Here is a 22,037-nt window from a genome sequence, read left to right on the forward strand (position 1 = left end):
GCTTATGACTGAATCAACGACGCAGCCAGTGACGGGGCTGGATGCGGAACCGACCGGCGATCTCACCATCCGCACGGTAGCGATGCCGGCGGATACCAATGCCAATGGCGATATTTTTGGCGGCTGGCTGCTCAGCCAGATGGATCTCGGCGGCGGCATCTTTGCGGCCAAGGTGGCGAAGACACGCACGGTCACCGTCGCCATCGAGGCGATGACCTTCCGCAAGGCCGTTCATGTCGGTGACGTCGTGTCCGTGCATGCGGAACTGGTGCGGACGGGCCGCACGTCACTCACCGTGCATATCGAGGCCTGGGTGCTTCGCCGCAATGAAAATGCCCCGATCCTGGTGACCGACGGCAATTTCACCTTTGTGTCCATTGACGAGAATGGTCGCCCGCAGGTGATCAAACGACCGGATGCGACGATCTCGACCTGAGCGATTCTAAACACCGGCTGGAACGAAATACCCCCATTCGGGTTAGTGGCCCGGAATATGCATCGCCTATTGCGTAGGGGGCCGCCATGTCAGACACTTACATCATCGAAGTCTCATCGCAGGCTGCCGGCATCGTGGTTCGCGATCCCGGTGGGTACAGGTTCTTCGCCGCGTCTCACCGTTTCAACCCGATGGAAGGCCAACTGTTTCGCAATGCGCGCGAAGCTGAACGCGCTGCCTTTCAATTCGCGCAGGGTATCCAAGCAGCTGTGACGCCCTAGAGGGCGACTCTCTTCCGACATCGCAGCGGCGAAGCGCATGGCGCCTGCGCTGGTGATGCGTTGACCATTGCCGCCAACACCCGCACCATGGAACTGTTCGTTCCGAGGTGCCGTTGTGACTGCTGGCCTGACCCATCGCCAATCCGAAATCCTGAATCACGCGCGCGCCTTTGGCCGCGTGATGGTCGACGACCTGGTGCGGCGCTTCGAGGTGTCCGCACAGACCATCCGCAAGGATCTCAACGATCTCTGCGACCAGCGCCTGCTGACGCGCATTCACGGCGGCGCCATCGTCGCCTCCGGCGTGGAAAACCTTGCTTACGAAGCGCGGCGATTCGTAGCCGCCGAAGAGAAGAAAGCCATCGGCGTCGCTGCCGCGGCGCAGATTCCCAATGGCTCGTCGCTGTTCATCAATATCGGGACCACCACGGAAGAAGTCGCCAGCGCGCTGACCAATCACGAAAACCTGCTGGTCATTACCAACAACCTCAATGTTGCGATGATGCTCTATCGTCACCCGCATATCGAGGTGATTGTCGCCGGCGGTACCGTGCGTCGCTCCGATGGTGCGGTGATCGGCTCCACGGCGATCAAGCTGATTGGCCAATTCAAGGTCGATTACGCCATCATCGGTGCCTCCGCGATCGACGAGGAGGGTGCGCTGCTCGACTTCGACTATCGCGAGGTGCAGGCGGCGCAGGCGATCATCGCCAATGCCCGCAGTGTCATGCTGGTCTGCGATTCGACCAAGCTGCGGCGCTCGGCGGCCGTGCGCATCGCCCATATCAGCCAGATACAGACCTTCGTGACCGACGTCCCGCTGCCGCCCTCCTTGCAGGAGATCTGCCGGAGCCGGGGCGTCCAGGTGATCGCGGCTTTGCCGGGGTCCGCGGACGATTCTGACGATCTGGAACCCGAACCGACCCCACTCTAGAGCCTGTTTAGAGCCCCAAAACGGGATTTCAAACCGTCACAGACCCCATTGCTTTCGTTTTTGGTTGTGGTTTAATCGAAAGCGAAAGCCAAATCGCTGAAAGCGAAGATGGCGCGTCCGAAGGAAGGCGCCAGACAATTGGCGCAGGAGGGGAGACGGGGTGGGTCAGATCTACGACCTCGCTATCATTGGTGGCGGTGTGAATGGCTGCGGCATCGCCCGCGACGCCGTCGGCCGCGGCAATTCCGTGTTCCTTTGCGAGATGAACGATCTGGCCAGCGGCACCTCGTCGTGGTCGACCAAGCTCATCCATGGCGGGTTGCGCTACCTCGAATATTACGACTTCAAATTGGTGCGCCACGCGCTGCTGGAGCGCGAAGTTCTCTGGCAGATCGCGCCGCATATCATCCGCCCCTTGCGTTTCGTGCTGCCGCATCACGCCGGTCTGCGGCCCGCCTGGCTGCTGCGCTTGGGCTTGTTCCTCTACGACTATATCGGCGGCCGTAAACTTCTGCCCCCGACGCGCACACTCGATCTCACCCGCGACGAGACCGGCAAGCCGCTGGCGCCCGGCCGGTTCAAGCGTGGCTTTGAATATTCCGACTGCTCGGTAGATGATGCGCGCCTTGTCGTGCTCACCGCGCGTGATGCCGCCGATCGGGGCGCTGAGATCCGCACGCGCACGCGCGCAACCGAGATCAGGCAGGCCGACGGGATGTGGCAGGTCACGGTGCAGGATACGGCGACGGGCGACCGCTCGACCATCAGTGCGCGCACGCTGGTCAATGCCGGTGGTCCGTGGGTCGAGAATGTTCTGGCGGTCGGTGCCGGCGTCAATGCGAAAGCGAAAGTCCGCCTCGTGCAGGGCTCGCATATCGTGGTGCCGAAACTTTACAGCCACGATCGTGCCTACATCTTCCAGAACGCCGATGGTCGTATCGTGTTTGCGATTCCCTATCAGGGCGATTTCACCCTGATCGGTACCACCGATATCGATTATGATGGCGATCCCGCCGATGTGAAAATCTCTGCCGACGAGATCAATTATCTCTGCAAGTCGGTCAGCGAATATCTTGCGCGGCCAGTGCTGGCCGAAGACGTGGTGTGGACCTATTCCGGCGTGCGCCCGCTCTATGACGACGGCGCCAACGAGGCCAAGGCGGCGACGCGCGACTATGTGTTCGAGCTCGATCTGCCCGGCGGCCTGCCGCTGCTGTCGATTTATGGTGGCAAGATCACGACCTATCGTCGTCTCGCCGAAGAAGCCTTGCAGAAGCTTGCGCCGTATCTGAAGGGCACCGAGGCCAGGGAAGGCTGGACGGCCCATGCGACGCTACCCGGTGGCGATTTCGACGTCTCTGCCGTCGATGCGCTCGTCGCAGAGCTGTTGCGCGACTATCCGTTCCTCACCCCGGCCCATGCCAACCGCCTGGCGCATGCCTATGGCACGCGCGCAGCGAAGATGCTGGGCACCGCGAAATCGCTGGCCGATCTCGGTCAGGCCTTTGGCGCAACGCTGACCGAGCGCGAAGTGCGCTATCTCATGGCCAATGAATGGGCCGTCAGTGCCGAGGATATCGTGTGGCGCCGTTCCAAACTCGGTCTGCGCCTGTCGAAGGAAGAGATCGCGGCTCTCGATCAATGGCTGCAGGCTAATCGCGCCCAGCCCGCCGATCCAATGCGTGAAGCGGGAGCGCGGTCATGAGCGTCGCACTCGATCACGTTTCGCAGATGGTGGATGGCGTCACGACAATCCGTGACGTCTCGCTGACGCTGGAAAGGGGCACGCTGAACGTGCTGCTCGGGCCAACGCTGGCCGGCAAGACCTCGATCATGCGGTTGCTGGCCGGCCTCGACAAGCCGACCCAAGGTCGTGTGCTGGTCGATGGCAAAGATGTCACCGGCGTCGATATCCGCAAGCGCTCGGTGGCGATGGTCTATCAGCAGTTCATCAATTACCCCTCGCTGACGGTCTATGAGAATATCGCCTCGCCACTGCGCGTGCAGGGTAAGCCGAAAGCCGAGATCGAAACCCGCGTGCACGAGGCCGCGGCCTTGCTCAAGCTTGAGCCCTATCTGAAGCGCACGCCGCTGCAACTCTCCGGTGGCCAGCAGCAGCGCACGGCGATTGCCCGCGCGCTGGTCAAGGGCGCCGATCTCGTGCTGCTCGATGAGCCGCTCGCCAATCTCGACTACAAGCTGCGGGAGGAATTGCGCACCGAACTGCCGAAGATTTTCGAGGCCTCCGGTGCGATTTTCGTCTATGCGACGACGGAGCCCTCCGAAGCGCTTTTGTTGGGCGGCAGCACCGTGTGTCTGTGGGAAGGCCAGGTTCTGCAGGTCGGCCAGACCTCCAAAGTTTATCGCCATCCCGAGACTCTCAAGGCCGCCGAAGTGTTCTCCGATCCGCCGCTCAATCTGGTGGCGATCGAGAAGAAGAACGGCAATGTGCATTATGCCGGCGGCGCAACGGCGCCCGCCAGCGGGCTCTACGCAAACCTCGCCGACGGCAGCTATCGCGTTGGCTTCCGCGCGCATCAGCTCGAAGTCGCCAGGGGTCTCGCCGGACGGCATGCGTTTCCGGCGGAAGTGACCGTGACCGAAATCACCGGGTCGGAAAGCTTCGTCCATCTAAAGCGCGACGCATCGAACTGGGTTGCGGTGCTGCAGGGCGTGCATGAATTCCTGCCCGGCCACATGCTCGACGCCGTGCTCGATCCCGCCAATCTGTTCGTCTTCGATGGCAGCGACCGTCTGGTTGCCGCTCCCAACAGCACGCAGGGAGCGTAACATGGCTCGCATCGATCTCGTCGATCTCGCGCAGTCCTACAGCGGCAATGATGCCGACCCGGAATCATTCGCGCTGAAGCCGATCTCAATGACCTGGCGGCAAGGCGGTGCCTATGCGCTGCTCGGCCCATCCGGTTGCGGCAAGACCACGCTGCTCAATTTGATCTCCGGCATCGTGACGCCGACGCGCGGGCAGATCCTGTTCGACGGCAAGGATATCACGCCGCTGTCGACGCAGAAACGCAACATCGCGCAGGTGTTCCAGTTTCCGGTCATCTACGACACCATGACCGTGGGCGAGAATCTTGCTTTCCCGCTGAAGAATCGCGGCGTGCCGAAGGCGCAGATCGATGCACGCGTCGCCGAAATCGGCGAACTCCTCGATCTCACGCCCTATCTGGGCCGCAAGGCGACCCGGCTAACGCCCGACGCCAAGCAGAAGATCTCGCTCGGCCGCGGCCTCGTGCGGTCCGATGTCGCCGCCGTATTGTTCGACGAGCCGCTGACAGTGATTGATCCCGCCCTGAAATGGGAGTTGCGATCGAAACTCAAGGCGTTGCACCGCGCGCTGGATCTGACCATGATCTACGTGACCCACGACCAGACCGAGGCGCTGACTTTTGCCGATACGGTGGTGGTGATGCATGACGGGCGTGTCGTGCAGTCCGGCACGCCTCAGGAATTGTTCGACAAGCCCGCGCATACATTCGTCGGCTATTTCATCGGCTCGCCCGGCATGAATATTGTACCCGCCGTAGTCAGCGGTCGCGAAGCGCGCATTGGGGGGCACGTCATCGCGCTGCAGCGCAGCTATGACAAGTTGCCAGTAGGTGCCACAATCGAAATCGGCGTTCGACCCGAATTCGTCCAAGTTGCGACGCCCGCGCCGGGCTTGCTGCTGGCGCAAGTCGAGCGCGTCGATGATCTTGGTCGTATCAGTTTTGCGCGCGTCCGCATTGGCGGCGTCAAATTCGCTGCGCGCGTACCCCAGGGATTTTCTGTTGCGGGGAGCGATGTCGGGCTGGTGTTCGACCCGTCGCGAGTGCACGTTTACGCTGACAGCCGCCTTGTTGAAGGGGGTGCGTGATGGACAAGACCGTCAATCAAAGGGCCTGGTTCCTCGTCCTGCCGGTGTTTCTCATCGTGGCGTTCTCCGCCGTGCTGCCGCTGATGACGGTGGTGAATTATTCGGTACAGGACACCTTCGGCAACAACCAGTTCTTCTGGAACGGCGTCGGCTGGTTCAAGGAATTGCTGGATCCCTCCAGCGATCTCGGCGGGCGCTTCTTCGCCTCGCTCGCGCGTAATCTCGCGTTCTCGGCGATCATCCTCGCCATTCAAGTACCGCTTGGCATTCTCGTCGCGTTGTCGATGCCGCGCGACGGCTGGCGCGTTGCGGTGTGTCTCGTGATCCTCGCGCTGCCGTTGCTGATTCCATGGAACGTGGTCGGCACCATCTGGCAGATCTTCGGGCGTCCCGACATTGGTCTGCTCGGCTACACGCTCAATCACATGGGCATCGACTACAATTACGTGTCGAACGAGTTCGATGCCTGGGCCACCGTCATCGTGATGGACGTCTGGCACTGGACCAGCCTCGTCGCGCTGTTGTGTTACGCCGGCCTGAAGTCGATCCCCGACGCCTATTATCAGGCAGCGCAGATTGACGGCGCGTCGCGCTGGGCGGTGTTTCGCGCCATCCAGTTGCCCAAGCTCAACCGCGTGCTGTTGATTGGCGTGCTGCTGCGCTTCATGGATAGTTTCATGATCTACACCGAGCCTTTCGTCGTCACCGGCGGCGGGCCTGGCAATTCGACCACCTTCGTCTCCATCGAACTCGTCAAGATCGCGCTCGGCCAGTTCGATCTCGGCAAGGCTGCCGCGCTGTCGCTGGTCTATAATCTGATCGTGCTGATCGTGTGCTGGGTGTTCTACACCGTGATGACTAATGCCGGCGTCGATCACACCAAACCCGAGGGAGCGGTCTGATGCATACGATCCCCGGACGCCGCATTATCCTGGTGCTGTTCCTGTTCTTCTTGCTGCTACCGATCTACTGGCTCGTCAATATGAGCTTCAAGACTAATACCGAGATCGTCTCGACGATGACACTGTGGCCGCATCAGCCGACGCTGGCCAACTACATCCGCATCTTCACCGACGAGAGCTGGTATTCCGGCTATATCAATTCGCTGAAATACGTCATCATCAACACCATCCTGTCGATCTCCTTCGCGCTGCCCGCGGCCTATGCGTTCTCGCGCTATCGCTTCCTCGGCGATAAGCATCTGTTCTTCTGGCTGCTGTCGAACCGGATGGCGCCGCCTGCGGTATTCGCGCTGCCATTCTTCAATCTCTATTCGGCCATCGGCCTGTTCGACACGCCATGGGCCGTGGCGCTGGCGCATTGCCTGTTCAACGTGCCGCTCGCAGTATGGATCCTCGAAGGCTTCGTGTCGGGGGTGCCGCGCGAGATCGACGAGACAGCGTTTCTCGACGGCTACTCGTTTCCGAAATTCTTCGTGAAGATTCTCGTGCCGTTGATTGCATCTGGCATCGGCGTCGCCGCGTTCTTCTGCTTCATGTTCTCCTGGGTCGAACTGCTGCTCGCGCGCACGCTGACCTCGGTGAATGCCAAGCCGATCTCGGCGGTCATGACACGCACCGTGTCGGCCTCGGGCATGGATTGGGGCCTGCTCGCCGCTGCCGGCGTGCTGACCATCATCCCCGGTGCGCTCGTCATCTGGTTCGTCCGCAATTACATCGCGCGCGGCTTCGCGCTTGGCCGGGTCTAGGAGGTCGTCATGGAAAATATTGCATGGATGGCCTGGACGCCGCCGACGGCGATCTTCTTTGGGCTGCTGGCATTGACGCTGGGCACCATGACTTGGCTCGCAGTTGCCTATCCCGAAGCCGAACGCATCGGCATCCTGCGCATTCCTACCACGCGCGGCGACCGGCTGTTCCTGTCGCTGATCGCGGCGGCCGTCATCCACCTGTTGTGGATCGGTTTCGTCGGCAGCGATCCGATCGCGACGCTGCCGATCGGTGAGGAAGGACTTGAGATCTCGAACCTGTGGTTCGCTACATTGATTTCGCTGGTCTCGGCGGTGGCAATTTTCCGCACCGTCTGACCGGCATGGACTGCAGTCTCGGGATGAACCCGGGCCTGAAACAGAAGTGAGGGAGGAAGCTATGAGGCACCAGACGACACAGGCACGTCGCCCGACGCGCCATATCATGATGACCAGCGCTGCTGCGTTGATCACGGCGACTGCGTTGCTCGCCGCGCCGGCCAAGGCCGACGACGCCACCATTCAGAAGTGGATTGACAGTGAATTCCAGCCATCGACGCTGTCGAAGGCAGAGCAGCTCAAAGAGCTGCAGTGGTACGAGAAGGCTGCTCAGCCGTTCAAGGGCATGGAGATCAATATCGTCTCCGAAACCATCACCACGCACGAATACGAATCGCGCACGCTGGCCAAGGCGTTCTCCGAAATCACCGGCATCAAGCTGAAGCACGACCTGATCCAGGAAGGCGACGTGGTCGAGAAGCTGCAGACCCAGATGCAGTCCGGCAAGAACGTCTATGACGGCTGGATCAACGACTCCGACCTGATCGGCACACATTTCCGCTACGGCCAGACCGTCGCGCTGTCGGACTACATGACCGCAGAAGGCAAGGACGTCACCAGCCCGACGCTCGACGTCAAGGACTTCATTGGAACGTCCTTCACCACCGCGCCGGACAAGAAGATGTATCAACTGCCCGACCAGCAGTTCGCCAACCTTTACTGGTTCCGGTACGACTGGTTCACCAATCCCGACTACAAGGCCAAGTTCAAGGCCAAGTATGGCTACGATCTCGGCGTGCCCGTGAACTGGTCGGCCTATGAAGATATTGCCGAGTTCTTCACCAACGACATCAAGGAGATCAACGGCGTCAAGGTCTATGGCCACATGGACTACGGCAAGAAGGATCCGTCGCTCGGCTGGCGTTTCACCGACGCCTGGCTATCGATGGCCGGCAATGGCGACAGGGGTCTTCCGAACGGTCTGCCCGTCGATGAGTGGGGCATTCGCATGGAAGGCTGTCGTCCGGTCGGCTCCTCCGTCGAGCGCGGCGGCGATACCAACGGTCCGGCAGCGGTCTACTCGATCGCGAAATACCTCGACTGGATGAAGAAGTATGCCCCGCCGCAGGCGCAGGGCATGACCTTCTCGGAGTCGGGGCCGGTGCCGGCGCAGGGCAATATCGCCCAGCAGATGTTCTGGTACACCGCCTTCACCGCCGACATGGTGAAGCCGGGTCTTGCGGTCATGAATGCCGACGGTACGCCGAAGTGGCGCATGGCCCCGTCGCCGCATGGCTCGTACTGGAAGGAAGGCATGAAGCTCGGCTATCAGGACGTTGGTTCGGGCACGCTGCTCAAGTCGACCCCGGCAGATCGCCGCAAGGCAGCCTGGCTCTATCTGCAGTTCATCACCTCGAAGACGGTGTCGCTGAAGAAGAGCCATGTCGGTCTCACTTTCATTCGTGAGAGCGACATCTGGGACAAGTCGTTCACCGAACGTGCGCCGAAGCTCGGCGGTCTGGTCGAGTTCTATCGCTCGCCGGCCCGCGTGCAGTGGTCGCCGACCGGCAACAACATCCCGGACTATCCGAAGCTGGCGCAGTTGTGGTGGCAGAACATCGGCGATGCGTCGTCCGGTGCGAAGACCCCGCAGCAGGCGATGGACTCACTGGCCGCAGCTCAGGATTCGGTGCTCGAACGTCTTGAACGATCCAAGGTTCAGGGCGAATGCGGACCGAAGCTGAACAAGAAGGAAACGGCCGAGTTCTGGTATGCGAAGTCCGCCAAGGACGGCAACATCGCGCCCCAGCGCAAGCTGGCCAACGAGAAGCCGAAGGGCGAGACGGTGGACTACGACACGCTGATCAAGTCGTGGCCCGCGACTCCGCCGCAGAAGCGCGCGTCGAACTAAGACGAGCTTTCTGAACAAACAAAAAAGGCCGGGAGCGATCCCGGCCTTTTCTCTTGCTGTCATTCCGGGTTCACGCCCGCAAAGATGCGTGTGCGCCCCGGAATGACGGCGTACTTACTCCGCTGCCTGCTTCGCGCCCAGCACCGGGTAATCCGTGTAGCCCTTCGCGCCGCCGCCATAGAACGTCGCCTTGTCGGCATCATTGAGTGGCGCGCCGGCCTTCAGGCGCTCGACCAGATCCGGATTCGAGATGAACGGCTTGCCGAACGCGATCAGGTCGGCGGCATCGGCCGCGAGAACCTTGTTGGCCAGCGCGAGATCGAAGCCGTTATTGGCGATATATGTGCCCTTGAAGCGCTTGCGCAGGCTGGCATAGTCGAACGGTGCGACATCGCGCGGACCGCCGGTCGCGCCTTCGACGACATGCAGATAGACCAGCTTCTCGGCGCTAAGCCCGTCGGTGATGTAGTCGAACAGCTTTTGCGCCTGCGTGTCGGCGGCGGCATCGTTGGCCGGCGTCACCGGCGAGATGCGGATACCGGTTCTGTCGCCGCCGATTTCCTTGGCAACTGCCGCGGCCACTTCCAGCATTAGTTTGGCGCGGTTCTCGAGCGAACCGCCATAGGCGTCGGTGCGCTTGTTGGTGCTGTCACGCGCGAATTGCTCGAGCAGATAACCATTGGCGCCATGGATCTCTACGCCGTCGAAACCGGCCTCGACCGCATTGGCAGCGCCGCGTGCGAAACTATCAATGACACCTTGAATTTCACCCAGCTCCAGCGCGCGGGGCTCCGAGACGTCGGTGAAGGTGTTGTTGACGAAGGTCTTGGTGTTGGCGCGGATCGCCGAAGGGGCCACCGGCGCGCCGCCATTCGGCTGCAGGCTGACATGCGAGATACGGCCAACGTGCCAGATCTGCATATAGATATGACCGCCCTTGGCATGCACGGCCTCGGTCACCTTCTTCCAGCCGGCGATCTGCTCCTTGGTATAGATGCCCGGGACGTCCTGATAGCCTTGGCCCTGCTGCGAGACGGGTGTGCCTTCGGTTACCAGAAGGCCGGCGCTGGCACGCTGGCTATAATATTCGATCGCCAGCGGGTTCGGCACGTTGCCCGGCAATGCGCGATTGCGCGTCAGCGGCGCCATCACCGTGCGATTGGTCAGCGTGTTTGCACCAAGCTTGTAGGGTTCGAAGAGTTTGGACGTGCTCATGATGAATGATCCAGTCGATGAAAGGTGAAATCGAATTGGGCATCATGCAGCGCATTGGCAATACCGCTGCGCTGCATGTCGTTGGTTCAGGATAAAACGATCGTGGCGATGACGGATTGAATGATCATGATCTCTCTATCGGTCGGCCAGCAGCCGAATATCCTGCGGTGATGGCGCGGCTTACTGCGCGCCGAGGAAGTCGCGCTTGCCGACATCGATGCCGCACATCCGCAGGATGCCGTGGGCAGTGGTGATGTGGAAATAGAAGCTCGGTAGCGAGAAGCTGGTGAGGAATTGCTGGCCGGACATGGTGGTGGTCTTGCCGGGGCCGGTGGGGAAGGTGATCTCCCGGGTCTCGCCGCCGTCGAATTGGGCGGGCTTGTAGTTCTTCAGGTAATCGACGGTCCTGCCGATTCGCTGCTGCAATTCATCGAAGGTCGTTTCGGTATCCGGCACCGCCGGCACTTCGCTGCCGGACAGGCGCGCGCTGCCCTTGGTGGCGAAATCGCAGGAGAGCTGGACCTGCCGGCTCAGCGGCAGCATGTCCGGGAAAAGTCGCGTGCCGAGCAGGACGGCGGGCTCGATTTTCTTTCCGGCAGCATAGGCTTCGGCCTTTTTCAGGCCAGCGGACAAACTGCCCAGCATCTGCAGATAGGCAGGCACGACGGAATCATAGAACGGCATGAGGATGCTCTTTTGTGATGCGTTTCGAGGCACAGCGCGGCAGGTCGAGAAAGATGCTGTTGCATGGAGTTGGGGCGCGGTTGGCTGATTTCAACCGCCCGGCCTCACAAAAGAGAAGAAATTTCGAGGCTTATCCCGATAAGGGGATACCGATTCTTCGCTTCGCTTTATCCCCCGGATTTCAATGCTGTGAGCAATTCGGCCGTCGGCCAGGAGTCCGCGGGCAGGCCGAACTTGACCTGCATGGCCTTCACCGCGGTGCGGCTCTGCTGGCCGAGAATGCCGTCGATCTTACCGACATTGAAGCCGCGCTTCACCAGCAGTTGCTGCAGTTCGCGGAGTTCAGGATGTGACAGCTGCGCGACAGGGGCGGAGGGCTGCCGCATCTTGGAGGCGCCATTGATGCGGGTGGCGAGATAGGCTGCTGTCGTCGAATAGATCAGCGAATTATTCCATTCGGTATAGGCGGCGAAATTCGCGTAAGCGAGGAAGGCGGGGCCGTGCCGGCCCATCGGCAGCAGCAGCGATGCCGGCATGCTGTCATTCGGCAGTGGCCGTCCGTCGGGATAGCTAACGCCGAATGTCGCCCATTTCGCGCGGGGCAGTTGGATGGTGAGATCGGCCTGATCCCACGGCACGTTGTCGGTGACCCGCACCTCCTGCAGCCATGGCTCGCCGCGCCGCCATTTCAAACCGGTGGAAATGTAGTGCGCGGTCGAGCCGATCACGTCGGCGGGGCTGCGCAGCAAATTGCGATGACCGTCGCCGTCATAGTCGACGGCATAGTTGAAATAATGCGTCGGCAGGAATTGCGTCTGGCCGAGTTCGCCGGCCCATGAGCCGATCATCTCGGCCGGCGAAAGGTCGCCGCGATCGATGATCTTCAGCGCGGCGATGGTCTCGTCCTGAAACATCTTCGAACGGCGGCAGTCATAGGCCAGCGACACCAGCGAGCGCAGCGTCTGCAGATTGCCCATCTGCACGCCGAAGTCGCTCTCGAGCGCCCAGAACGCGGCGATGACGGCCGGCGGCACGCCATACTCTTTCTCTGCACGTGCAAAGGCTGCGGCATTCGCCTTGATCTTCAGCTGCCCGTTCTGCATCCGGTAGTCCGCCGCCATGCGTCCGGCAAATTGCGTGAACAACTGCCCGAACACCCGCTGCCCGCGGTCGCGATTGACGATGCCCTGATCGTAGACGAGATAGGGCGCCGCTTCTGCCATCGCGCGCTGCGATACCCCGCTAGCGATAGCCTGCTGCTTCAGGGCGGCAAGGAATTGATCGAAGCTCTGGCCGCCATGGCAGGATGCGGCGCGCTGGGCGGAAGCGGGGGAGATCGAGAATACGAGTGTGGCGAGAGCGAAGCATGTAGCCAAAAGCGCCGCATGCTTGCTCAAAGTCGAAATGTTCCGCATTAAAGTCCCCACAACGTCATGGCCGGGCCTGACCTGGCCATCCATCTTTCTTGACTTACTAACAAGCAAGATGGATTGCCGGGTCAAGCCCGGCAATGACACCTTTTGCCGTGAAGCTTCGTTTCATCAGCCGTTGCTTGCGTATCGCGGCGTCCGTCTGTGTTTGACGAGCTGCTTCGCCGCCTCCGCTGCGGCGTCGATATAGCTGCGTCCGCCATGGATCAGCGTCAGTGACATCGCGCCTTCCGTCAGCAGGACGATCTCGCGCGCATGCTGCTCAGGTCGCGTCACCCGGGCATCGGCCAGCTTCCGGGCGAGCCAAGCCTCGGTCTCCGCCTTGGCCCGTTTGGCGATGGCGCGTGCGGGATGTCCGGGTAGGTCGGCGAGTTCGACGACGAGGCGTGTAAAGCCAGACCCGGACCAGCGTGGCGTCGTGCTGGCCCATCCCACGAGCTGACCGAAATAGGAATCGATCAGGCCATCCCGATCCACAGGCATCCGGTCGCCGATGCGTTTGAGTCGCTCGGCGGCAAGCTCGTGATAGCGCATCAGCACCGCCGCAAGCAGATCGTCCTTGCTGCGAAAGTACGCGTAGACTGTTCGCTTCGTCACATCGGCGCGTTCGGCGATGCCATCGACACTGGTGCGGACGAAGCCCGACCTCCAGAACGATTCATAGGCTGCTTCGACGATTCGATTTCTCGTTTCGGCACTTTTCGTGCGCATGGTGACCGCCGCCCCTAAAGTATACTCAGCAGTACATTTACAGATCGAGGCTGGCTTGAAAAGCTCCATACAGCCCCTTCGCTTGTTGCGAAGAGTCCTGCCGTTGTGACCACACCCGGAGCCATTCATGAAGAACGTCGCATGTATCGCGGATTTGCACAGGCTTGCTTCACGCAAGGTGCCCCGCGCGTTCTTCGACTATGTCTGCGCGGGCTCCTACGAGGAAGAAACCCTCCGGGCCAACATCGACGACTTGCGCAAGGTCAAGCTGCGCCAGCGTGTGCTGGTGGATATGAGCGGCCGCGACCTCAGCACCACGATCCTCGGCGAGAAAGTGCCGTTGCCGATCGCGCTTGCGCCCGTCGCGCTGACGGGGCTGCAACACGGCAACGGTGAGATCCTTGCGGCGCAGGCGGCAAATGACGCCGGCATCCCGTATACGCTCAGCACGATGTCGATCTGCTCGATCGAGCAGGTGGCCGAAGCGACCGGAAAGCCGTTCTGGTTTCAGCTCTATATGATGCGTGACCGCAGCTTTATCGCCGAGCTGATCGGCCGCGCGCGCGCCGCGAACTGCAGCGCACTTGTTCTGACGGTTGATCTTCAGGTTCTCGGGCAGCGTCACTGCGATGTGCGCAACGGCCTGTCCGTTCCGCCTGAATTCCGGCTCGGAAACATTCTCAACATGGCGACCAAGCCGGCTTGGCTGCTGAGCGTGCTGAAGAGCAAGAGCCGCACCTTCGGCAATCTGGCCGGTCACGTGAAGGGCATGGAGGATGTTAAATCCCTGGCGCAATGGACGGCTACGCAATTCGACCAGGGCCTGAGCTGGGACGATATCGCTTGGGTGAAAAGCCAGTGGCCGGGCAAGCTGATCCTGAAGGGGATTCTCGATGTTCAGGACGCCAGGCTCGCCGTGAAATCCGGAGCCGATGCCATCGTTGTGTCCAACCATGGCGGGCGACAGCTCGATGGTGCGGCATCATCGATCTCAATTCTGCCTGACATTGTCGATGCCGTGGGCTCCGAGATCGAGATCATGTTTGACGGCGGCATCCGCACCGGCATGGATGTCATGCGCGCGCTCGCACTGGGCGCAAAGAGTTGCCTGGTCGGTCGGCCTTATGCATGGGGCGTCGGCGCGGGCGGCAAAGCCGGCGCCGCCAAGGCGATCGATATTCTGGCCAAGGAACTCGACGTTACGTTGGCGCTCTGCGGCTACAAGCGCGTGGCCGATATCAACCGGGAGGCTGTCGCAGTGGCGACCAGCGCGATGAAGGTCACAGCTCCCGCGCATTGCTGAACGCAAAGCTCGAGACCCGCCGCGTATTCTCGTCCAGGATCAGGCTGCGCGTAATCGGCGGCTCGGCGCGCTGGCTGCAATTCTCGCGCTCGCAGAGGCGACAATTGACGCCGATCGGTGTGCCTTCGGTCTTTTCCAGATCAAGGCCTGCCGAATAGGCCAGCTTGCCGGCATGGCGGATCTCGCAGCCGAGGCCGATGGCGAAGCGCGGTTGCGGCTGCGGATGCGGCGCTGCGGGCCGGCGTAGTGTCTGTGCGATGGAGAAGTAGCGGCTGCCGTCGGGCAGTTCGATCACCTGGCTCAGCAGACGGTCCGGCGTGTCAAAGGTCGAGTGCACGTTCCACAGCGGACAGGTGCCGCCGAATTTCGAGAACGGGAAGGTGCCGGATGAAAACCGCTTCGAGACGTTGCCGGCATTGTCGACGCGCAGCATGAAGAACGGCACGCCGCGCGCATTCGGTCGCTGCAGCGTGGTGAGGCGATGGCAGATCTGCTCGAATCCGACATTGAAGCGCTGGCCGAGCACCTGCACGTCGTAGCTCAGCGCTTCCGCTGCGCTATGAAACGCTGCATAGGGCATCAGTGCGGCGGCTGCGAAATAGTTGGCCAGCGTGATGCGATAGAGCCGCCGTGTGGTGTCGTCGAGCGGCCCGGCGCGGCCGATGATACTCTCGAAATTTGACGAGCACTCGACGAGACCGATCTGGAACGCGACCTGAAAGGCGCGGCCCGGCGCATCGACCATTTCGGAGATCAGCAATTGCCGGCGATGCCGGTCGAAGCGTCTGAGCGTCTCGCGCATCACATCCACCGGCATAATGCGGGTGACGATCGAATATTTGTCGCGCAGCCGCGCGCTCAGCGCCGCAAACAGATCCTGCGACGGCACATTGATCTCGTCGCGCAAGCCCTCGGCCGCCGTTTCGAGTTCGGGAAAGTAATTGCGATTGGCCTCGATCAGGTCGCGCACGCGTTCGATCGGATTGGCTTCGAATGGCGCGCCTTCATGGCGATCGGCCATCTGCGCCGCCACCATGGTCTCGCCGCGCCGCGCTTCGGTATAGGCCGCGTAGAGCCGCTGCAGCGCATGCGTGACACCGGGACAGAGTTCGGCAAGGTCGCGCAATTCCTGTTTCGGCAAATCGATCTGGCGAAACAGCGGGTCGGAAAAGATTTCGTTCAGCTCCGCGAAGAAGCGATCTTCATCCGCCGTCGCGAGATCACGGAGATCGAGGTCATAGGTCTCGGCGAGGCGCAGCAGCAACTGCGCGGTGACCGGTCGCTGGTTGCGCTCGATCAGATTGATGTAGCTCGGCGAAATGCCGAGGCCCTCTGCCATCTGGGTCTGGGACAGGCCCTGTTGCTGCCGGATCCGCCTGAAGCGCGGCCCCACGAACAGCTTCTTGCCAGACTCGCCCGCCATCCGCGCCAAATTCCTGGTTCCCCGAGTCGCCACTCGGTCGTTGATTGTGACAAAATTGACAAAATAACATTTATTACAAGTCGTGATGTTACATCACATCACCATTCAAACACAAGGCATCTGGTGGTTTTGTCTGACATGGCGTTATCTGTTCACACGGTGAATGCATCGCATGTCACGAATGTCGATTTAAGGAATGAACAGGAGCACGACATGTCACACGGTAGCAATTTCTGGGTCATCGGCGGCGAGTTCGGTTCGATGAACTTCCACAAGCTGGTTGAAGGCTCGGCCCAGGTGCAGGGCCCGTTCAAGACGCGCAAGCAGGCCGAAGAAGCCTGGAAGACCGTGTCGGAAGAGAATCGTCACCGCGCCGGCGTCCGCTTCTCCATCGTCGAAGAGCCGAGCCGCCAGGTCGCTTAGGACTGACGGTTCGCCTGAGGCTGAGACCCCGAGCGGCGCCAGTGCCGCCGCTCGCCTCAAGCCTGTCGCTGATTTGCCCATAAGAAGACGTCCAAGGATATCAGCGGCCTCATCCGGGAAACCGGGTGGGGCCGTTGATGCGTTTAGCGGCCAAGCCTCTGGAAACAAACGGCCTTTCCGGAACTCGTGGTTACTGATAGGTTACTGCCCGGTGGATGGCGCGCTCAGGCAGCCAGAAAGGGGTCCAGCGTGGCGAGTAAGGGGACGAAAGCTGTCGAGGAAGCCAGGCCGCAGCGGCTGCGCGACGCGTTGCGTCAGGCCCGCATCGAGGCGGCCGATCGTACCGGTGTCGTCGTCGAGCTGCGCGATGCCGAAGTGGCGCGGCTGGAGATCCTCAATGAAGCGCTCGACCCGCTGTTCGCCGAGGTCCCTGTTGGCATCGAGATGTTCGACCGGGGCATCAGCCAGGGCGACACGCCGCGGCTGTGGATCGACATGGTCGCCCATGTCGCGATGGGTCGCGACAAGCGCATGTATCGCTTCGTGCAGGACACCCGCCACGGTCGCGTGGTGCTGGCCGAGGCGCATGACGTTCCGACCATCGTAAAGGCGGTCACCGACTATATCGCGCGCCGCATGATTGAGCGCGAGCACGCGCTGGTAACAATGCCGGCGCCGGAGGTAGCGACGGCGGTGAAGAAGCCGCGCAGCAGATTCTGGCCGTTCGTGTTCGGTGTGATTGTCGGCGTCGTGGGACTATTTGCGCTCGCGCTGTTCGTGTCCGTGCGCGGACATTAGTCACGCTACACCAGCATCGTCCGCGTCAGCTCGTGCACCATATTGCTGCCCCCGAATCCTCGCACCGTCTGCTCGCAGCGCCAGCGTTCGCCGTCGCGTTCGATGGCGAACAGATTGTAGGCGGCTGCCGGCTTGTGGCCGTGTGCAACCGATGATGCCGATGGCACGCCGATTGCGGGAATGCGCCGCTGTGGGCCGTCGAACCACATGGTCGAATGAATGTGGTCGTGGCCGTGCAGGATCAGTTCGACACCGTGGCGCTTGAGCACATCTTGCAGCGCTTCGGAATCCGTCAGTCGCTTCATTTTCTGCTTTGAGCGTAGCGGATGATGAATCAGCAATACGCGAAACAGATGAGCGTCGGCGAGGCCGCCAAGCATAATGTTGAGCGCCCTAAGCTGTGCGTCCCCGAGCGAGCCCGTCGCCATGAACGGCGCAGTCGGCACGCTTGACGACACGCCGATCAGTGCCAGCGGGCCGCGGATACGCAGGAACGGAAAGCGCGTGTCCGCGGTATCGTCGCTGCGCATATAGTCGCCGAAGGTTGCCGCAAAGCGCTCCGGTGCCCCGCGCACATAGGCGTCGTGATTGCCGGGGGCTAGGGAGACCTTGTCCGGTGTGCCGACGCTCTCGATCCAGCGGCGCGCGCGCGGGAATTCGGCATCCAGGGCGAGATTCACGAGATCGCCGGTGACGGCAATATGGTCCGGCTGCTGCGCCTGCATGTCGCTGACGATGACATCCAGCATATCGCGGCGGTGGATCAGATGCCGGTTACGCCGCCAGTTCAGATAGCCGAGCACGCGCTGCCCCAGGAGCTCGCGCCATTGCGGCTCTGGCATCGGCGGAACATGCGGATCGGACAGATGGGCGAGGGTGAAAGCGGTCATGAGAAGCGATCTGCCCCTGCGCGTACGTGAACAAGCCGGCTCAATGCGCCCTCATGCCTGTGAAATCCCTGCATGTTTTGGCAAGGTGGGGCATATGACGCAAGCACCCACCGTGTCGCCAGCCAGGAATTTGCCGCGATGACCTCACCGACGTTGCGGCAGCGGCTGGAGCCGACCCTGCGCAAATTCGTGCATCTGTATTTTCGCTTCGCCCGCGGCATGACCTTGGGCGTCCGTGCCGTGGTGCTCGATGCCGACAATCGCGTGTTTCTGGTCCGGCACACTTACGTGACCGGCTGGTATTTGCCCGGCGGCGGCGTCGAGGTCGGCCAGACCTTTCGCGAGGCGCTGGACATGGAGCTGCGGGAAGAGGGGCGCATCGAACTCACCGGAGAGCCGGTTCTGCATGGTGTCTTTCTCAACAACCATGTCTCGATCCGCGATCATGTGGCTGTCTATGTGGTCAGGCAGTTCCAGCAGGACCGGCTGCCGGAGCCCAATCGCGAAATCGCCGAAACCGGCTTCTTCGTCCTCGATGCCCTGCCTCACGACACCACCGAGGGCACCCGGCTGCGGCTGGCCGAGATCTTCGACGGCAAGCCGATCAGTGCTACCTGGCGGGTCTGATCCCGTCCGCCCGGGCAATGGACCGCGCGCCCGCCAAATGCTATCCCGCCTCCCGACATGAATGACCTTTCTCTGACCATCCTGGCGGAAACCGCCAACGACGCCCAGATCATCGAACGGCTGCATGCCCGCACCTTCGGCCCGGGCCGTTACGTGCTATCAGCCTACCGGCTGCGTGAACATGTCGGTCATCTGCTCGACCTGTCTTTCACGGCACGGATCGGCACGCTGCTGGTCGGCTCGGTCCGGCAATTGCCGATCTGTGTGGGTGATACGCCGGCACTGCTGCTCGGGCCGCTGACCGTCGAGCCGCCATTCCGCAGCCGCGGCGTCGGCCGCAAGCTGCTGGACCGCGCCATCGCCGATGCGCGCAAGAAGGGCCACAAGCTCATCGTGCTGGTCGGCGACGAGCCCTATTACCGCCGGGTCGGCTTCAAGGCGATCCCTAAGGGCAATGTGACCATGCCGGGTCCGGTCGATCAAAACCGGTTGCTTGTGCTCGAGCTGGTGGAAGGCGCTGCTGCGGGTCTCGCCGGCGCTGTTCGGCCGGACTGGGACGCGGCGAAGTCGTAGCCACGAACTGTCAGTCCGGGGCGGAAGCAGCGCAAGTTCCACGCAAACCCGGAATCCCGAAGTGCTTTGCATTGAGCTTCACTACATCGAGATTCCGGGTCTGCGCCCGAAGAGGGCGCAGCCCGGAATGACGAGGTTAGCTGCTCAGAACTTCACACTCGCGAACGCCCGCACGTTTAGTCCGGGCTGCAGCACGTTGTCCTTGTTATAGGACACCGCGTTGCGGATGTTCTCGTTCAACAGGTTGTTGCCGACCACGCCGACGGTCATCTCCTTGGCGCCGTAGATGCGCGGGTCGAGCAGCGTCTTGTAGCTCACTTCGGCCTTCAGGAGATTGTAGCCCGATGTCGGCGTCTCGGCGATCTCAGCGATGTCGTTCTGTGCGAAGGCATGCAGCAGATTCACGCGGGCAAACCAGTTGGTATCGCGCCAGAACAGACCGCCGCCGGCACGCACGGGCGGGATGCGCGGCACATTGGTGCCGTCGCTGAAGGTCGCGCGCACGATGTCGGCCTGGGTCTCGATGCCCCATGTGCCGCCATAGATTTGCGCAACGTCGAGCTGGCTCTGGAATTCGCCGCCGCGGAAGGTGGCGTCACGCTGCGAATAGATCGCCTGGTTCAGTTCGAGGCCAAGCCCCGCCTGGCAGACTCCATCTCCGCAGGTGTTGCCGGTCAGGCGGCGATAGATGAAGCCGTTATACTGCGTGTAGTAGCCGGTGAGCTCGAAGCGGAACGGACCGGCGGCACGGCGCAGGCCGAGTTCGACCGACTTCGCCGTCTCGATGCCGAGATTGGGATTGCCGATGTCGAAGGTCTCCGTCGCATCATGTCCGCCGCGCGAGAACAGTTCGGCGGGCTTCGGTGCGCGCTCGGTATATTGCGCGGTGATGCTGGCGGAGAGCCCATACCAGGGCAGATCCTGGATCAGACCGATGCTGCCGCTCTTCGGCGTGAAGGTCAGGTTGCGCCCGACAGCCGGCCCAATGGTACCGGGATCGGCATTGAGATCGAACTCGTTCGGAATCGAAGATGGCGTCGTACCGGACAGTTCGACATGCTCGATGCGGCCGGCGATCTGCGCCTTCGTGGTTTCGGTGAACTTGAACTCGTTGAAGCTGTAGCCGGCGACCCTTGTATTCTTGTTCGGATCCCACAGGCCATTGAGAGGGCTGCCGATGTCGTCGGGGCTTGGTGCCGTCAGTTCCTGGTGGTTGACCTGGAGGCCGAAGGCCGACGTGATCGTGGCGAAGCGCGCATTGAACGGTATCATCTGCACTTCGAGCCGGCCTTCTTGCTCCTTGTTCGTGAAGGTCTGGCGCACGCCGTCGGACAAGGGATCGCTGGCGTCGGCAAGGCCGATCTCGTTGTGCTTGTAGTCCGTCGCGCCGGCCCAGAAGCGGATCGCTTCGACCGCCGCGGCGTCCGGGCGATATTCGCCCTTCGCCGTGAACTTGGTTTGCTGGCCGGCGATACGGGTGCCGACCTGCGCGCCTTCAACGCCCGGAATGTGATAGGTCGTGTTGTTCTGTGTGATCGCCGCGCCGATATAGCCGCCGGTGAAGAAGTAGGAGCCGCCGACCGATGCGCCGGCCGACTGGTTAGCCGAGTTCGGCTGACGCCCGTTGAAGGCGAGGCCGGGCGCGGCATAAGGATAGCTCGGCACATTGTAGTCGCCGGCCTTGCGGCCATAGACATCGGCATGAACCGCGACATTGCCGCCGCCGGCATCGAGCAGGATGCCGCCATCAACACCGCGATCCACCGAACTGAACGAGGTGCGGACTTCGGCATTCATGCAGCCCGGCGCCGCGAGACCGGCGGCCGGCGCCTTCACCGGCATGCCATAGCTCTGGAACGGCGCCGCCACGGCGCAGTTCGGCAGCGCGTCGGGAATGCGATTGTTGGATGAGCTGACCACGCCGCCGATCGACTGCGAGCCATAACGCAGCGTCGCCGGGCCGCGAATGACTTCGACCTGATTGGCGGCGAACGGATCGACAGGCACGAAATGATCTTCGCCGAGATCGGATGCGCCATTGCTGCCGATGCCGTTTTCGACGATGCCGACCCGGTTTACGTCGAGACCCCTGATGATCGGCCGGCTCGACGCGCCCGGTGCGTAGCCGGAGCCGGTGATGCCGGGCTTGTTGGCGAGGAGGTCGCCGAGCGTCGAGGCGCCAGAGCGGCGGATCTCGTCATTCGGCAGCACGGTGACGGTGGCGAACTGATCGGTGACGATCGGGAGTTCGCCCTGCTGGGCTTGAACGGCCGGCTCCGCCTCGACGGGCACCGGCGCCGCGTTGCGGTTCGGCGCGGGACGCGTGACATGGGTATGCGCGGTGCGTGACGGCACCGGCTTGCGGCGCACGATCGGGCTTGGCGCAGTGACTTCCACGGCAGGAAGCTGCGTCTGCGCGCGCGCGGATAGCGGGAGGCAGCTCAGTCCCACTATGGCGGATGTGCCGAGCAGGAGGGCGCGCTTGAATTGAATCGACATAGGTTTGTCCTGACTTCACCGGCGGCGCGCTCGG

General features: G+C 61.9%; 22 protein-coding genes. 15 read left to right on the forward strand and 7 right to left on the reverse strand.

The window, feature by feature from the left end; translation table 11 throughout:
* Positions 1–4: 4 nt before the first annotated feature.
* The 10 genes from SFY93_RS07685 to SFY93_RS07730 all read left to right on the forward strand — a co-directional run bounded on the left by SFY93_RS07685 (position 5) and on the right by SFY93_RS07730 (position 9,427).
* A complete protein-coding gene (locus SFY93_RS07685) occupies positions 5–436 on the forward strand; it encodes an acyl-CoA thioesterase (protein WP_184513321.1) in 432 nt (143 codons plus the stop codon).
* An 86-nt stretch (positions 437–522) separates the two neighbouring features.
* On the forward strand, positions 523–717 hold the full coding sequence (locus SFY93_RS07690; protein ID WP_093759633.1) for a hypothetical protein: 195 nt from the start codon (positions 523–525) through the stop codon (positions 715–717).
* A 115-nt stretch (positions 718–832) separates the two neighbouring features.
* Positions 833–1,651 carry a DeoR/GlpR family DNA-binding transcription regulator gene (locus SFY93_RS07695; RefSeq protein ID WP_244558198.1) on the forward strand — a complete coding sequence of 273 codons (819 nt, stop codon included), beginning with the start codon at positions 833–835 and terminating at the stop codon, positions 1,649–1,651.
* A 160-nt stretch (positions 1,652–1,811) separates the two neighbouring features.
* A complete protein-coding gene (glpD, locus tag SFY93_RS07700) occupies positions 1,812–3,356 on the forward strand; it encodes a glycerol-3-phosphate dehydrogenase (RefSeq protein ID WP_320446634.1) in 1,545 nt (514 codons plus the stop codon).
* Entirely contained in the window at positions 3,353–4,441 is a 1,089-nt protein-coding gene (locus tag SFY93_RS07705) for an ABC transporter ATP-binding protein (RefSeq protein ID WP_320446635.1), read from the forward strand. The genes glpD and SFY93_RS07705 overlap by 4 nt, the downstream gene beginning before the upstream one ends.
* Position 4,442: 1 nt before the next feature.
* The gene (locus SFY93_RS07710; protein WP_320446636.1) at positions 4,443–5,528 is read left to right on the forward strand and encodes an ABC transporter ATP-binding protein; all 1,086 of its coding nucleotides are present in this window, start codon (positions 4,443–4,445) and stop codon (positions 5,526–5,528) included.
* Positions 5,528–6,430 (forward strand): carbohydrate ABC transporter permease, encoded by a 903-nt coding sequence (locus SFY93_RS07715; protein ID WP_320446637.1) that lies wholly within the window; start codon positions 5,528–5,530, stop codon positions 6,428–6,430. Before SFY93_RS07710 ends, SFY93_RS07715 begins: the two co-directional genes overlap by 1 nt.
* The gene (locus SFY93_RS07720; RefSeq protein ID WP_320446638.1) at positions 6,430–7,236 is read left to right on the forward strand and encodes a carbohydrate ABC transporter permease; all 807 of its coding nucleotides are present in this window, start codon (positions 6,430–6,432) and stop codon (positions 7,234–7,236) included. Before SFY93_RS07715 ends, SFY93_RS07720 begins: the two co-directional genes overlap by 1 nt.
* A gap of 9 nt (positions 7,237–7,245) precedes the next feature.
* Positions 7,246–7,575 (forward strand): DUF2160 domain-containing protein, encoded by a 330-nt coding sequence (locus tag SFY93_RS07725; protein ID WP_320446639.1) that lies wholly within the window; start codon positions 7,246–7,248, stop codon positions 7,573–7,575.
* Positions 7,576–7,636: 61 nt separating this feature from the next.
* Positions 7,637–9,427 (forward strand): ABC transporter substrate-binding protein, encoded by a 1,791-nt coding sequence (locus tag SFY93_RS07730; RefSeq protein ID WP_320446640.1) that lies wholly within the window; start codon positions 7,637–7,639, stop codon positions 9,425–9,427.
* A 114-nt stretch (positions 9,428–9,541) separates the two neighbouring features.
* Here SFY93_RS07730 and SFY93_RS07735 read toward each other — a convergent pair whose 3' ends face one another.
* The 4 genes from SFY93_RS07735 to SFY93_RS07750 all read right to left on the reverse strand — a co-directional run bounded on the left by SFY93_RS07735 (position 9,542) and on the right by SFY93_RS07750 (position 13,536).
* The gene (locus SFY93_RS07735) at positions 9,542–10,642 is read right to left on the reverse strand and encodes an alkene reductase (protein ID WP_184513330.1); all 1,101 of its coding nucleotides are present in this window, start codon (positions 10,640–10,642) and stop codon (positions 9,542–9,544) included.
* Positions 10,643–10,822: 180 nt separating this feature from the next.
* The gene (locus SFY93_RS07740; RefSeq protein ID WP_320446641.1) at positions 10,823–11,326 is read right to left on the reverse strand and encodes a DUF1993 domain-containing protein; all 504 of its coding nucleotides are present in this window, start codon (positions 11,324–11,326) and stop codon (positions 10,823–10,825) included.
* Between the two features lie 167 nt (positions 11,327–11,493).
* On the reverse strand, positions 11,494–12,741 hold the full coding sequence (locus SFY93_RS07745) for a lytic murein transglycosylase (RefSeq protein WP_320446642.1): 1,248 nt from the start codon (positions 12,739–12,741) through the stop codon (positions 11,494–11,496).
* A gap of 126 nt (positions 12,742–12,867) precedes the next feature.
* Positions 12,868–13,536 carry a TetR/AcrR family transcriptional regulator gene (locus SFY93_RS07750; RefSeq protein ID WP_320446643.1) on the reverse strand — a complete coding sequence of 223 codons (669 nt, stop codon included), beginning with the start codon at positions 13,534–13,536 and terminating at the stop codon, positions 12,868–12,870.
* 58 nt (positions 13,537–13,594) lie between these two features.
* On the opposite strand from SFY93_RS07750, the gene SFY93_RS07755 reads away from it, so the two are divergent.
* Complete coding sequence (locus tag SFY93_RS07755; protein ID WP_320446644.1) at positions 13,595–14,770, forward strand: alpha-hydroxy acid oxidase; 1,176 nt, start codon at positions 13,595–13,597, stop codon at positions 14,768–14,770.
* Here the strand turns inward: SFY93_RS07755 and SFY93_RS07760 are convergent.
* Positions 14,748–16,193 carry a helix-turn-helix domain-containing protein gene (locus SFY93_RS07760; protein WP_320446645.1) on the reverse strand — a complete coding sequence of 482 codons (1,446 nt, stop codon included), beginning with the start codon at positions 16,191–16,193 and terminating at the stop codon, positions 14,748–14,750. The two genes, SFY93_RS07755 and SFY93_RS07760, sit on opposite strands and share 23 nt — an antisense overlap.
* A 213-nt stretch (positions 16,194–16,406) precedes the next feature.
* Between SFY93_RS07760 and SFY93_RS07765 the strand changes: the two genes are divergently transcribed.
* Both SFY93_RS07765 and SFY93_RS07770 read left to right on the forward strand, forming a co-directional pair.
* The gene (locus SFY93_RS07765; protein WP_068733054.1) at positions 16,407–16,616 is read left to right on the forward strand and encodes a DUF4170 domain-containing protein; all 210 of its coding nucleotides are present in this window, start codon (positions 16,407–16,409) and stop codon (positions 16,614–16,616) included.
* A 249-nt stretch (positions 16,617–16,865) separates the two neighbouring features.
* The gene (locus SFY93_RS07770) at positions 16,866–17,414 is read left to right on the forward strand and encodes a hypothetical protein (protein ID WP_320446646.1); all 549 of its coding nucleotides are present in this window, start codon (positions 16,866–16,868) and stop codon (positions 17,412–17,414) included.
* A 5-nt stretch (positions 17,415–17,419) separates the two neighbouring features.
* Here SFY93_RS07770 and SFY93_RS07775 read toward each other — a convergent pair whose 3' ends face one another.
* Positions 17,420–18,304, reverse strand: a complete 885-nt coding sequence (locus SFY93_RS07775) for a metallophosphoesterase family protein (protein WP_320446647.1) — start codon at positions 18,302–18,304, stop codon at positions 17,420–17,422.
* Between the two features lie 138 nt (positions 18,305–18,442).
* Between SFY93_RS07775 and SFY93_RS07780 the strand changes: the two genes are divergently transcribed.
* Both SFY93_RS07780 and SFY93_RS07785 read left to right on the forward strand, forming a co-directional pair.
* Positions 18,443–18,931 (forward strand): NUDIX domain-containing protein, encoded by a 489-nt coding sequence (locus SFY93_RS07780; protein ID WP_320446648.1) that lies wholly within the window; start codon positions 18,443–18,445, stop codon positions 18,929–18,931.
* A 57-nt stretch (positions 18,932–18,988) separates the two neighbouring features.
* On the forward strand, positions 18,989–19,504 hold the full coding sequence (locus tag SFY93_RS07785; protein WP_320446649.1) for a GNAT family N-acetyltransferase: 516 nt from the start codon (positions 18,989–18,991) through the stop codon (positions 19,502–19,504).
* 144 nt (positions 19,505–19,648) lie between these two features.
* On the opposite strand, the gene SFY93_RS07790 is transcribed toward SFY93_RS07785, so the two are convergent.
* On the reverse strand, positions 19,649–22,003 hold the full coding sequence (locus tag SFY93_RS07790; RefSeq protein ID WP_320446650.1) for a TonB-dependent receptor: 2,355 nt from the start codon (positions 22,001–22,003) through the stop codon (positions 19,649–19,651).
* Positions 22,004–22,037: the final 34 nt, after the last annotated feature.

Source organism: Tardiphaga sp. 42S5 (genome assembly GCF_034044155.1).
GTDB classification, from domain to species: Bacteria; Pseudomonadota; Alphaproteobacteria; order Rhizobiales; family Xanthobacteraceae; genus Tardiphaga; species Tardiphaga robiniae.